We start from the raw sequence: 12,687 nt of genomic DNA on the forward strand, positions 1-12,687 counted from the left end.
GGCTTAACGCGACTCGACCGTATTGTGCACCTGCTAAGGCGCGATGCATAGCTATTCTTGGGCGAGGTTACACCGCAGAGCTGAACTGCTTTGGCCCGCCGCGATAGGCATCGAACACCGAGGCCACCGACCGGGCATAGGGTTCATTGCCTTCAAGCAGGCACAGCGTATCGCCATCCAGCCGGGCAAGGCCGCGTTCGATGAATGGCATCAGCCGCGCACGATGGGTGGCCAGCAGGTCGGCATCAATGGTGGCACGGCCACGGCACAGCAGATCGGTGATGATGGCGCTACGGCGGCGGTCATCGGCGCTGCGGGCCACGCCCTTGCGTCCGGTCAACTGGTCTGCCCCGGTCAGCATCCGGTAGCGGCCCGCGTTCTTTTCATTCTGCACGAACAGATCGGGAAATTCGCTGATCGAGGATGCGCCAAGCCCGATCAGCACCGGAACCTGATCGTCGGTGAAGCCCTGAAAGTTGCGGCGCAGGGTGCCATTGGCGGTGGCGCGGGCAAGATCATCGTTCGGCAGGGCAAAGTGATCGAAGCCGATCGGGCTGTAGCCTGCATCGACCAGCCGGGCATAACCTTGGGCAGCCATGCGAAAGCGAGCGCGCTGGTCGGGCAACTGGCTGACGTCGATCCGCTTCTGGCGCGGGATCATGGCGGGGACATGGGCATAACCGAACAGGGCGATGCGATCCGCGCCCATGGCGACGGATTGATCGAGCGTGTCGGCCAGCACCGCATCATCCTGAAACGGCAGGCCATACATCAGGTCGAAATTGATCGAATTGACCCCCGCCCTGCGCAGCCCGTCGACGGCCCGTTCTATATGGTCGCGCGGCTGAACGCGGCCAATGGCAGCCTGCACGCGCGGGTCGAGCGTCTGAACCCCAAGGCTGGCCTTGATGACGCCGATGCCTCGCAGGGCCATGAACCAGTCAGGTGCAAGGCTGCGCGGGTCGAGTTCGATGGACAGCACCGGACGGTCCAGCCGGAAGTTGAGCGTCAGCCGGTCCACGAGCCGGACGAAATCGGTGGGCTTGATTGCGTTCGGGCTACCCCCGCCGAAGGCGATGCGCGAAATGCGCACGGACGGATCGAGATTGCGCGCGACCAGTTCGATTTCATGGTGCAGCGCTTCAAGATAGGCGGACAGGCGCTGGGTCTTGTTGGCGGCGCCTGTGTTGCATCCGCAATACCAGCAGATTTCCTGACAGTATGGGATATGCAGATAAAGCGAGACGCTGCCCCGCACCGCGCGCAAGGCTTCGCGCTGGCGCTGTTCAAAGCTTTCCTCAACGAACTCAGCCGCCGTGGGATAGCTGGTATAGCGGGGCACCGGACGTTCGAGCAGTTCTGGATAGTAGGTCCAGTCTGCAATGGTTTCGGGTTGGATCTTCATTTCAAACGACATCGCCGTCGTCCTCCTCGCCACAGCAGCTATCTGTGGTGAGGCGCTTGCGCATTGAGATATGGCAAACTTTGCAGCAGGGCAGGTTATTGTTGTCGTTGTTCTTTCCGGGCACCCGCAACGGCACCATGCCGCCCGCGCAGGACGCCACCATGATGAACGATGCCTGCGCAGGCGCCGGGCTGGCCATCTGAAGGACGGCCAGCGGAGCGAGCACCTTCAACATCAGGCTCATTGCGGTTCATCCTCTTCGATCAGGATACGGGCCGCAGCCCCATCGAGATCGGCGAATTGCCCGCGCTTCAACGCCCAGAAGAATGCGGCAAGGCCGAACAGTCCCATGCCAAGGGCAATGGGCAACATGAAAGCGACACCGTTCATTTCGCTTCTCCGGCAAGACGCAGGGAATTGGCGACGACGATCAGCGAACTGGTCGACATGGCGATGGCGGCGATCAACGGGGTGACATAGCCAAAGATCGCCAGTGGCACGGCAAGCAGGTTGTAGCCGATGGCCAGCACAAAGTTCTGGCGCACCACGCGCATGGTGGCGCGCGAAACACGCACCGCGCGGGGCAAAGCCAGCAGGGACTCACCGGTAAACACCATGTCAGCCGCCTGTCGGCCGACATCGCTGGCCGAACCCGGCGCGATCGAAGCGTTGGCGGTGGCCAGCGCCGGGCCATCGTTCAGACCATCGCCCGCCATCAGCACATTGCGCCCGGCGGCCTGAAGCCGCTGAATGGCTGCCTGTTTGTCTGCGGGCGAGGCGGCTGCCTGTGCGGTCAGGCCGGTGGCCCGCGCCGCACTGGCAACCGCTGGCACCGAATCGCCTGACAGAATCGAAGCTTCGACCTGCATGGCGGCGAGTTGCGCGAGCGCTGCCTGGGCATCGGGGCGAAGCCTGTCGGCGAAGGGAATGACCCGCACCGGATCGCCTTCGATCCTGAGCGCGGTGGCCATGCCCTGTGCCGTTGCAGGGCGCCCAAGCGCCACGGACAGACCATTCCAACGCGCAGTAACGCCCTGCCCCGCCACTTCGGCCACGTCTTCAAGCTGTGCGGCCCGGATATCACGCCCGCCCAGAGCCTGCGCCAGCCCCAGCGAGAGCGGATGACGGCTATGGCTGGCCAATGCCAGCGCGACCGAAGCTTCGGCATCGGACAGCGCGGCAAGCGCCGCTTCATCCGGCACAGGCCGGCCAAGGGTGAGCGTGCCGGTCTTGTCGAGCAGCAACCGGTCCACTTCGGCCATGCGTTCCAGCGCCGAACCGTCCTTTACCAGCACGCCGCGCTTCATCAGCGCGCCTGCGGCGACCACTTGCGCCACCGGAACGGCAAGGCCCAGCGCGCATGGGCAAGTGATGATAAGCACCGCGATGGCGACCACCAGCGAATGATAGACGCCCGCGCCTGCCAGCATCCACCCGGCAAAAGTGACGGCGGCAAGGGTGTGGACCGCAGGCGCATAGAGCCGCGAGGCACGGTCTGCGATGCGGACATATTTTGACCGGGATTGCCCGGCCACGTCCATCAGTCGGGCGATTTCGGACAGGGCAGTATCCTGCCCGGTGGCGTTTACACGCACATCAACCGGTGCGTCGATATTGAGCGTGCCGGCATGGACAAGGCCCCCCGGCAGTGCCGGAACGGGCGCGCTTTCGCCGGTCAGCAGCGACTGATCGAACCGGGTGGTGCCACGCACCACTTCGCCATCGGCGGCAAGGCGTTCACCCGCTGCCACGCGCATAATCATGCCGGGAAGCAATGCTTTAGCATCCAGCCAGCGCGTGTGGCCGTCTGCCTCGACGATCATGCAGCCTGTGGCGGCCTGCCGCAGCAAAGCATCGACGCCAGACCGGGCGCGGTCCCGCATCATGGCGTCCAGCACACGCCCGGCCAGCAGGAACATCAGCAGCATCAGCACGCCATCGAACCATGCCTCTGCCCCGCCGGTCATCGTTTCATAGAACGACAGGCCAGTGGCGATGGAGACGCCGATGGAAATGGGCACGTCCATGTTGGTGCGGCCATGGCGCAGCACCTTCCATGCCGAGGTGAAGAATGGCCTGCCAGCATAGACGATGGCCGGAACCCCGATCATGGCCGATACCCAGTGGAACAGGCTGCGCGTGGTGCCATCTGCGCCCGACCAGATGCTGACCGACATCAGCATAACGTTCATGCAGGCAAAGGCCGCAACGCCCAGCGGGGCAAGCAGCGGCTTTACCGCCGATGCCTGTTCCGCTTCAGGTTCACGCACCTGAGCCTCAAACCCGATGGCAGCAAGCGCTGCGACCAGCACAGGCATTTCGGTCGCGGGCGCATGGACGATTTCAACGGTGCGGGCGGTCAGATTGGTGCGTGCGCTGGTAACGCCTGTGACTGCCCCCAGCGCGCGTTCCACTTTGCCCATGCAGCCTGCGCAATGCATTCCCGGCACGGCAAGGATGCTGTGAATTTCCGGGCTTGGCAGCGCAAACGGCAGCTTGCGTGCAGGCGCGGTCACAGGACTTCGCCCACGGTGCGCCAGACCTTGCCATCCGCGCGGACCGTGACGCGCAATCGCCAGCGCCCGGCATCGAGTGGAGCGGCATAAATACCGGGCAGCGTTTCATGCAGCGTCAGGCTGGTCATCGGGCGCTGGCCCAGCGGATGTTCGGCAACGGCATTCACCACAGCAGCAGAGATCGGCCGGCCTGCGCTGTCCAACAGGCTGATCACCGCGCGTCCTGCATCATCACGGGCCAGATCGCCCCGCCAGCCCAAAGCCTGTTCTGCGCTGGCTTCCTTTAGCCAGCCGTTGAAGTGCTGGCTGGCGACATAGGAGTTATCGACCACCACGCCGCCAAAGGTAGAACTGGCAAGGCGGGCCATCAGGACATTTACGGCAATCACGACGGCAAAAAAGCCGACGAGGACAACCGCCATCTTCCGGCCGGTGAACGGGCGGGTTTCACGGCGCATCTGGGTCATTGGCCGTTTCCTTGTGCTGTGGTGAAGGTTGTCTTGCCGCGATCCGTGCCACCTTCCTTGTCGGTGGCGGTCAGGATGAAGGCGAAGTCGGCAGGCTGGCTGCCACGCGGGCGCACGGCATAGACGCGCAGGCGCTGCGTGGTATCTGCGGGAACAGCGATGCTGAGTTCACGACGCGCGGCGGCGGCGTCCATTTCATCGGTAAAGATCGCGCCGCCATCCAGACCGTCCAGTGCGATGCGGAAAGTGCGCGGACGCTCTTCCATGTTGCGCAGCTTGATCGTGTAGGCGTTACGGACCGCGCCATCTGACAGCATCACGTATTCGGGGTTGCGATCCTTGGCGACCGAGATGTCGAGCCGGGCACGCTGCCCCAGCATGAACAGCAGTGCTGCGCCGATGGCGGTCCATACGCCAAGGTAAATAAGCGTGCGCGGGCGCAGGATGGTTTTCAGGACCGGCGTGGATTCTTCCCCACGCTTTTCCTTTTCAGCATCGTCCAGTGTGCAATAATCAATCAGCCCGCGTGGGCGGCCAACATCGGCCATCGCCTTGTCGCAGGCGTCGATGCACAGCGCGCAGGTGATGCAGCCGATCTGCGGCCCTTCGCGAATGTCGATCCCGGTTGGGCAAACCGCCACGCACTGCATACAGTCGATGCAGTCACCCAGCGGGGTCGCCGCCTTGAGCGCAGTCTTCACCGAACCGCGCGGTTCCCCGCGCCAGTCCTTGTAGGTGACGATCAGGCTTTTTTCATCGAGCATGGCCGTCTGGATGCGCGGCCATGGGCACATGTAAACACAGACCTGTTCGCGCATGAAGCCGCCGAACACGAACGTCGTCATCGTCAGGACGAACGTGGTGGCATAGGCCACGGGCGCGGCGGCGCCGGTCCAGAATTCGTATTGCAGGGTCGGCGCATCGGCAAAGTAGAAGATCCACGCGCCGCCTGTGGCAAAGCTGATGCCAAGATAGATGGCCCACTTCAGCAAGCGCTTTGCAATCTTGTGCGGTCCCCACGGCGCCTTTTGCAGGCGCAGTTGCGCATTGCGGTCCCCATCCACCAGCCGGTCGACATGTTGGAACAGATCGGTCCACACCGTCTGCGGGCAGGCATAGCCGCACCACGCGCGTCCGACTGCCGAAGTGACAAGGAACAGGCCGATCCCCGCCATGATAAGTAGCCCTGCCACGAAATAGAATTCGTGCGGCCAGATTTCGATATCGAACATGAAGAACCGGCGGTTCGCCAGATCGATCAGCACCGCCTGATCCGGCGCATAGGGACCACGATCCCAGCGCAGCCAAGGCGTTGCCCAGTAAATTGTCAGACACACGGCCATGACCAACCACTTGAAGCGGCGGAATGGCCCGTTGACGGCTTTGGGAAAGACCGACTTGCGCTTTTCGTAAAGGCCGATCTCGTTGGAATGGTCCGCGCTGAGTTTGGGATCGTGCGCAGTCATGGCCGTGTGTCCTGTTTTCGGTTATTGGACCGCAGCGGCAGGCGTTGCCGCAGGGTCGGGAACTGGCGCAGCGGGAACTTCCTCACCGCCGCCCAGCGAATGCACGTATGTCGCCAGCATCTTGACCGTGACAGCATCCAGACGGTTGCCCCACGATGGCATCACGCCGAAGCGGGCATTGGTCACGCTTTGCGTCACCGCCTTGCGATCACCGCCGTAAAGCCAGATCGCATCGTTCAGGCGCGGTGCGCCCAGCGTGCGATTGCCTTCGCCAGCCGCGCCGTGACAGACCGCGCAATTGTCGGTGAAAATCTGCGCCCCACGCCCTGCCGCAGCGCCCGGCTTTTCCTCGCCTGCAATCGCGCGGACATGGCTGACCACATCGCTGACCTGTGCCGCCGTCAGGATACCGTCGCGGCCAAAGGCAGGCATCTGGCTCATCCGGGTGGCGTCGTCGCCAGGCTGGCGGATGCCGTTGACCAGGGTTTGATGAATGGTGGCAGCATCGCCGCCCCACAGCCAGTCATCGTCGTTCAGATTGGGATAACCCGCACTGCCCGCCGCCCCATTGCCATGGCACTGGATGCAGTTGACCTTGAACGCCGCCCGCCCGCCATCAATCGCGGCACGGCGCAGGCGCGGATCGGCAGCGATCTGCTCGATCGAAGCCTTGTCCAGTTCGGCCAGCAGCCCCGCCTTGCGCGCGGCTTCCGCCTTCATTTCCTTGTCCAACTCGCCGCGGCTGGACCAGCCCAGCGTGCCTTCGGTAGCATTGGCGATCAGCGGCCAGGCTGGATAGGCAATGCAATAGCCGATCGCAAACACGATGCAGGCATAGAAGGACCACAGCCACCAGCGCGGCAGCGGGTTGTTCAGCTCCTCGATACCGTCCCATTCATGGCCGACGGTTTCGACGCCGGTTGCGTCGTCGATGCGCCCCCCGGCATGGGCCGGATTTTTGTGAGACTTAGACATCGGTTTCGTCCTTGAAGATCGAAGTGGCAGCTTCGTGGTTCAGCGGCCTTGCACCGGGACGGAACGGCCACGCGCTCAACCCCAGAAAGATCACAGTCATCACCACCAGCCCCCAGCTATCGGCCAGATGGCGCAGAAGATCGTAGGTGGAGTGCGTGCTCATCGGCCCTTCTCCTTCGCCAGATCTTCCTGCGCGGCAGGTGCGTTCACATCGACCAGCGTGCCCAGCATCTGCATGTAGGCAATCAGCGCATCCATTTCGGTCAGGCGGCTCGGATCGCCATCGAAATCGCGGGCCTGCGCCTTGGGATAGCGCTTCTTGAGGTCGGTCGCGTCAGCAGCAGGGTCGGCCTGCGTCTTCAGATCCTCGTTGGCCTTTTCGATGGCTTCCTTGGAATAGGGCACACCAACCTGATAAAGCGTGCGCAGTTCTGCCGTCATGTCACCGGCATCCAGATCATGCTCGGCAAGATGGGCGTAAGTGGGCATGATCGATTCCGGCACCACGGCGCGCGGATCTTTCAAATGCTGGACGTGCCATTCGTCGGAATAGCGATTACCGACACGGGCAAGATCCGGCCCGGTACGCTTCGACCCCCACTGGAACGGGTGATCGTACATCGATTCCGCGGCAAGGCTGTAGTGGCCATAGCGTTCGACCTCGTCCCGGAACGGGCGGATCATCTGGCTGTGACAGTTGTAGCAGCCTTCGCGGACATAGATGTCGCGCCCGGCCTGTTCGAGCGGAGTATAGGGGCGCATCCCGTCCACTTTCTCGATCGTGTTGTCGATCCAGAACAGCGGCGCGATTTCGACGATCCCGCCCACGGTCACCGCGGCAAAGGCCGCGATGCCCAACAGGGTGACGTTACGCTCCAGTTTCTTGTGGCGTTCCACGATTGAAGTCATGGGATTTTCTCCGGAAACGTCAGGATCAGGCCGCGACAGGCGCAGCATTGATCGGACGGTCCTTTTCAGGATCGAAAGCGGCGTCGCGCATCGGCGCTTCTTCGCGCATGTGACCAAGGATGGTGCGCCACACGTTGACGGTCATCACGACAGCGCCGGCGAGATAGAGCAGCCCGCCAAAGGCACGCAGGAAGAACATCGGCTTCAGCGCGGCGACGGTTTCGACGAAGCTGTTCACCAGGTATCCGTCAGCGCCATATTCGCGCCACATCAGGCCCTGCGTGATCCCCGCCACCCACATCGAAGCGGCGTAGAAAACGATGCCCACGGTCGCGAGCCAGAAGTGCCAGTTGACCATGCGCAGGCTGTAAAGCCGTTCACGGTTCCACAGGCGCGGCACCAGATAATAGACCGAAGCGAAAGTAATCATCCCGTTCCAGCCGAGTGCGCCGGAGTGGACGTGGCCGATGGTCCAGTCGGTATAGTGCGACAGGCTGTTGACCGACTTGATCGACATCATCGGACCTTCGAAGGTGCTCATGCCGTAGAAGGCGAGCGCCATGACCATCATGCGGATGATCGGGTCAGTGCGAACCTTGTCCCACGCACCGTTCAGCGTCATCAGCCCGTTAATCATGCCGCCCCAGCTGGGCATCCACAGCATGACCGAGAAGACCATGCCCAGCGTCTGCGCCCAGTCAGGCAGCGCGGTGTAATGAAGGTGGTGCGGACCTGCCCAGATATAGAGGAAGATCAGCGCCCAGAAGTGGATGATCGACAGGCGATACGAGAACACCGGGCGTTCGGCCTGCTTGGGCACGAAGTAATACATCATCGCCAGGAACCCGGCGGTGAGGAAGAAGCCGACAGCATTGTGGCCATACCACCATTGCACCAGCGCACCCTGCACGCCTGCAAAGATGGGATAGCTGCGGCTGCCGACAAAGCTGACCGGCCAGTTCAGGTTGTTGACGATGTGGAGCATCGCCACGGTGATGATGAACGACAGGTAGAACCAGTTGGCCACATAGATATGCGGTTCGGTGCGCTTGATGATCGTCCCGACAAAAACCGCAAGATAGGCGACCCATACAATGGTCAGCCACAGGTCGACATACCATTCCGGCTCGGCATATTCCTTCCCCTGCGTGATGCCCAGCAGGTAACCGGTGGCGGCCAGCACGATGAACAGCTGGTAACCCCAGAAGACGAAACGGGCGAGGCCGGGGAAGGCCAGCCTCGCCCGGCAGGTGCGCTGCACGACATAGAACGACGTGGCGATCAGCGCATTGCCTCCGAAGGCGAAGATGACTGCCGACGTGTGAAGCGGGCGCAGGCGGCCGAACGCGGTCCATTCAAGAGCGAGGTTCAGCACCGGCAACGCCAGTTGCAATGCGATGAACAGGCCCGCAAGGAACCCGGCCATGCCCCAGAAGACGGTCGCGATCACGCCCCAGCGGATCACGTCGTCGTCATATCGGCCCTGATCGGGCGCAAGGATGGCCTTGGACAGATCCACACCGCGCAAGGTGACGATCAGCCCTGTAATGCAGGCCAGTGCCACAATGCCCATGTGGATCGCGAAACCGGTGTCGACGGCTGCTGCGCAGGCGACAACGGCGATAAGGAGCGCCACGAGCCACAAGCCCGTGCGCGATAGTGCCGATTCCATGGAGCCTTCCCTTCCATGAGTGATGTGGATTTCGCGCTGCACCCATGGGCGGCAAGGAACATTGATCGACATCAAATCACGGAAAATCAGACCTCTACTTTAGTCGTAGAACGCCAATTCGCATTTTTGCGCTTCGTCAATGTCGGGCGATTCGTCGCGGTGCATCAGCATGGTCAAGCCACGGACAAGGTTCCGGCCAACGAGGGGTTGGCCAGCCGTGGCGCAGGACAAGAGCAATGAAGAAGCTGATGACCGCCACCCTGCCTGCCCTTGCTGCAGCCGCCGCGCTGCTGGCACCGGTGCCTGCGATGGCGGGTTCCGCCGAAGGCAAGCTGCAGGTCAAGCTGCTGGGCACCGCCGTTCTTCCTGATGGCAAGATCGTTGAAGTGAAGAACGATCCACTCGGCCTGACGGTTGGTGCCAACACCAAGGCCAACGACAACGTGGTGCCGACGCTGGCAGTGGAATACTTCCTCACGCCCAACGTCTCGGCCGAAACGATCTGCTGCTTTACCCAGCACCACGTCAGCGGCACCGGCACGCTGGCAGCGGCGACCGAAATCGTCGATCATGTGCTGGTCCTGCCCGCCACGCTTACGCTGAAATATCACCTGCCGCTGGCTGGCGGCATCAAGCCCTATGTCGGCGCAGGCCCGTCGGTGTTCTTCTACATCGACGAAAAAGCCGGATCGAGCGTCACCCCGCTAGGCGTAACCGGCGTCAAGATGTCGAACGATGTGGGCTTTGCCCTTCAGGCCGGTGTCGATATTCCGGTGGGCGACAAAGGCCTTGGCATCAGCCTGGATGCCAAGAAGTATTTCATGGACACCACCGCCCACTTCTATGCTGGCACCGCCGAAGTGCTGACGACCAAGCATTCGCTTGATCCGTGGGTGGTCAGCGCCGGTCTTGCCTATCGCTTCTAAGACCGTGTGAAACGAAATCCCCCGCCGCCCGGAGCACCCCACGCGCACCGGGCCAAGGGGATAGCGGGCAGGAAACATCGAGGTTCTGGGATCGCCTCGCTGTTTTCCTGCCCGCTAATTTTTACAGATTACCACAGCACCCCGGTACGATCGGGCACCATCGGCGGCGGTGCTTCAAGGCCGACCGACTGCAGCAGATCAATCTCGATCGTGCGGCACATGCCCGACAGCGGCAGATCATGGACATCGTTGGCAAACGGATCGACCAGATCATCGCCAATCGCCAGAACCGCCAGAAACATCAGGCCTGCAATCGTCGACCCCAACGGCGTGGCGAAACCCAGCGTTTCGACCAGCCCGAATGGTAGCAGAATGCAGAACAGGTGGACGAACAGCGTTGGAAAAAACCGGAAATGGTTGGGCAGCGGGGTGTTCTTCAATCGCTCCATCCCGCCCTGCGCGTTGGCGATATCTACCAGCACGCTTTCCAGCGAACCTTGCTGAATCGTGTCGATCCACCCTGCCCTGCGCGCCTGGTCGATCTTGCGACCCGTGCCATCCAGCAGGCCGTTTGCCACATTGGTCCGCGCGATAGCAGCTTCTGCGTCAGCTTTGGCAATATAGCCAAGCGTCACATCATCCAGCGGCTGCCGGCGTAGCTGGCAGCGTAGCGCGTTGACGTAAGCAATCTGGCGTAAGGCGATATCGCGCTTGAATGCGCTCGCGTCAGGATCCGGCATGAAGTTGCGTGCGCCGCGCACAATATTGCGGCTCGCGTTTATCATCAGGCCCCACAACCCCCGCCCTTCCCACCAGCGCTGATAGGCAGAGTTGCTGCGAAAACCCAGAAACAGAGCCACCGCCGAACCGAACAGCGTCAATGGCAGTTCAGGCGCACGGAACGGCAAAACATAATAGGTTACAGTAACAATCACGTCCCACACGAACAGCAGCATGAGCGGTCTCCACACCTCACGCACTATGGTTCGCATCGACGGGACAGGTTTGACGATCATGCACCAGCCTCTTTGTCAGCTGCTTCCGACATTGCCGCCGCCGCCGTGGAGACAGGGCGCAATTCAAACCATTCGGGGTGGCCGATGGCAACCAGAAAGCTCAGCACCGATAACCCGAAAAAAAGCAGCATCAATGTGGCCCGCAGCGAGGCCTGATTGTTGTATTCCGGTAGCTGGGGATTGTTCTGCGACATGAAGACCTCCTTTTCGCACCTGCGAACATATGGTCTTTAATGCGGCTGAAACGATCCGTTTCCGTAAGGAAATTTTTCTGATGCCCAAATTGCATGTCAAGATGTGAAATGGCGCAAATCCGCCAATTATCAGCCCTGTCAGCAATCAAAAATTATCCAGATGAGCAAGGAGGCACGATACTCTGATTATCCATCGCGCCAGTGTGCAATGCAAAATAATTGCGCTATTCCGGTTGAATCACGTTGTTTTCGCGCTGGCACAACCAAGCGACAGGCCAGAACGGCAAGCAACTCTTCAGCGTTGAATTTACAGGAATGTATCAGCCAGCAATGATCTGAAGCGCGCGACGGTCAATAATTTCCACTTCGCGCCGCGAAGGCAGTTCAATCACGCCTTCGTTCTTCAATTTGGTGAACTGGCGGCTGACCGTTTCAATGGTCAGGCCCAGAACATCGGCCACCTGCTGCCGCGAAAATGGCAACGAAAAGCGCGTTGCCGGGCCAAGTGCGGGGGTGCATCCGGTTTCAGCCAGCCGGTCCGACATTTCCAGAAGGAAGGTGGCGATCTTTTCAGAGGCGTTCTTGCGCCCCAACAGCATCATCCATGATCGCGTGCGATCCAGTTCCGACAAGGTGCGTTCCAGCAGCTTGTGTTCCAGTTCAGGATGTTCGCGGGCGAAACGATCAAAATCGTTGCGCGAAAAAACGCAGACGCGCGCATCTGTCAGCGCTACAACGCTTGCGCCGCTGGTCTGGCCGAAAGGGCGGCCGATAAAGTCAGAAGGATAGGCAACGCCAACAATCTGTTCGCGGCCATCCTGAGTGCTGGTGGTCAATTTCAGCACGCCTTCGATCACATTGGCGACGAGCAGCGAATCATCGTCTTCCCAGATCAAAGGTTCACCTGCCGCAACCGTGCGACGGCGACCGATGTTGTTCAACGCCACAATTTCACGGTTATCAAGGCCGGCGCAGATCGCCCGGTTTCTAACAACACATGTATCGCAGGCAGTCATTATGCTTCATTACCATTACGAAACACTGCGGGCAATCGCCGTCCGCTTCAAATTGCCCAGCCGGTTTGCGGATTGCCCAAAAAAATCGGGCGGCCAGACTGCCAGGCCGCCCAAGTTGGGGAGAA

Annotated in this window: 15 protein-coding genes; 2 read left to right on the plus strand and 13 right to left on the minus strand. The window is 61.3% G+C overall.

The window, feature by feature from the left end; all coding sequences use genetic code 11:
* Positions 1–67: 67 nt before the first annotated feature.
* Genes hemN through ccoN form a run of 10 tightly spaced genes read right to left on the minus strand, consistent with a single transcriptional unit; the run spans position 68 to position 9,410 of the window.
* Complete coding sequence (gene hemN / locus OVA07_RS14645) at positions 68–1,417, minus strand: oxygen-independent coproporphyrinogen III oxidase (protein WP_268172215.1); 1,350 nt, start codon at positions 1,415–1,417, stop codon at positions 68–70.
* Complete coding sequence (locus OVA07_RS14650) at positions 1,407–1,649, minus strand: hypothetical protein (protein WP_268172216.1); 243 nt, start codon at positions 1,647–1,649, stop codon at positions 1,407–1,409. The genes hemN and OVA07_RS14650 overlap by 11 nt, the downstream gene beginning before the upstream one ends.
* A complete protein-coding gene (ccoS, locus tag OVA07_RS14655) occupies positions 1,646–1,795 on the minus strand; it encodes a cbb3-type cytochrome oxidase assembly protein CcoS (RefSeq protein ID WP_268172217.1) in 150 nt (49 codons plus the stop codon). Before ccoS ends, OVA07_RS14650 begins: the two co-directional genes overlap by 4 nt.
* Positions 1,792–3,921, minus strand: a complete 2,130-nt coding sequence (locus tag OVA07_RS14660) for a heavy metal translocating P-type ATPase (RefSeq protein WP_268172219.1) — start codon at positions 3,919–3,921, stop codon at positions 1,792–1,794. The genes ccoS and OVA07_RS14660 overlap by 4 nt, the downstream gene beginning before the upstream one ends.
* On the minus strand, positions 3,918–4,388 hold the full coding sequence (locus OVA07_RS14665; RefSeq protein ID WP_268172220.1) for a FixH family protein: 471 nt from the start codon (positions 4,386–4,388) through the stop codon (positions 3,918–3,920). Before OVA07_RS14665 ends, OVA07_RS14660 begins: the two co-directional genes overlap by 4 nt.
* A complete protein-coding gene (gene ccoG / locus OVA07_RS14670) occupies positions 4,385–5,854 on the minus strand; it encodes a cytochrome c oxidase accessory protein CcoG (RefSeq protein WP_268172222.1) in 1,470 nt (489 codons plus the stop codon). The genes OVA07_RS14665 and ccoG overlap by 4 nt, the downstream gene beginning before the upstream one ends.
* Positions 5,855–5,875: 21 nt before the next feature.
* Positions 5,876–6,829, minus strand: coding sequence for a cytochrome-c oxidase, cbb3-type subunit III (gene ccoP / locus OVA07_RS14675; protein ID WP_268172223.1), 954 nt, complete (start codon positions 6,827–6,829; stop codon positions 5,876–5,878).
* Positions 6,822–6,992: a cbb3-type cytochrome c oxidase subunit 3 gene (locus tag OVA07_RS14680; protein WP_268172224.1), complete on the minus strand. Its 171-nt coding sequence runs from the start codon at positions 6,990–6,992 to the stop codon at positions 6,822–6,824. The genes ccoP and OVA07_RS14680 overlap by 8 nt, the downstream gene beginning before the upstream one ends.
* Complete coding sequence (ccoO, locus tag OVA07_RS14685) at positions 6,989–7,738, minus strand: cytochrome-c oxidase, cbb3-type subunit II (protein ID WP_268172225.1); 750 nt, start codon at positions 7,736–7,738, stop codon at positions 6,989–6,991. Before ccoO ends, OVA07_RS14680 begins: the two co-directional genes overlap by 4 nt.
* A gap of 25 nt (positions 7,739–7,763) precedes the next feature.
* The gene (gene ccoN, locus OVA07_RS14690) at positions 7,764–9,410 is read right to left on the minus strand and encodes a cytochrome-c oxidase, cbb3-type subunit I (RefSeq protein ID WP_268172227.1); all 1,647 of its coding nucleotides are present in this window, start codon (positions 9,408–9,410) and stop codon (positions 7,764–7,766) included.
* A 15-nt stretch (positions 9,411–9,425) separates the two neighbouring features.
* Here ccoN and OVA07_RS14695 point away from each other — a divergent pair, with 15 nt between their 5' ends.
* Entirely contained in the window at positions 9,426–9,650 is a 225-nt protein-coding gene (locus tag OVA07_RS14695) for a hypothetical protein (RefSeq protein ID WP_268172228.1), read from the plus strand.
* Positions 9,647–10,336: an OmpW/AlkL family protein gene (locus tag OVA07_RS14700; protein WP_268172229.1), complete on the plus strand. Its 690-nt coding sequence runs from the start codon at positions 9,647–9,649 to the stop codon at positions 10,334–10,336. Before OVA07_RS14695 ends, OVA07_RS14700 begins: the two co-directional genes overlap by 4 nt.
* Positions 10,337–10,464: 128 nt before the next feature.
* Here the strand turns inward: OVA07_RS14700 and OVA07_RS14705 are convergent, their stop codons facing one another.
* The 3 genes from OVA07_RS14705 to OVA07_RS14715 form a co-directional block, all read right to left on the minus strand.
* A complete protein-coding gene (locus OVA07_RS14705) occupies positions 10,465–11,352 on the minus strand; it encodes a bestrophin family protein (RefSeq protein WP_268172230.1) in 888 nt (295 codons plus the stop codon).
* Positions 11,349–11,546, minus strand: coding sequence for a hypothetical protein (locus OVA07_RS14710; protein ID WP_268172231.1), 198 nt, complete (start codon positions 11,544–11,546; stop codon positions 11,349–11,351). Before OVA07_RS14710 ends, OVA07_RS14705 begins: the two co-directional genes overlap by 4 nt.
* A 320-nt stretch (positions 11,547–11,866) precedes the next feature.
* The gene (locus OVA07_RS14715; protein WP_268172232.1) at positions 11,867–12,562 is read right to left on the minus strand and encodes a Crp/Fnr family transcriptional regulator; all 696 of its coding nucleotides are present in this window, start codon (positions 12,560–12,562) and stop codon (positions 11,867–11,869) included.
* Positions 12,563–12,687 lie beyond the last annotated feature (125 nt).

Source organism: Novosphingobium sp. SL115 (assembly GCF_026672515.1).
GTDB lineage: Bacteria > Pseudomonadota > Alphaproteobacteria > Sphingomonadales > Sphingomonadaceae > Novosphingobium.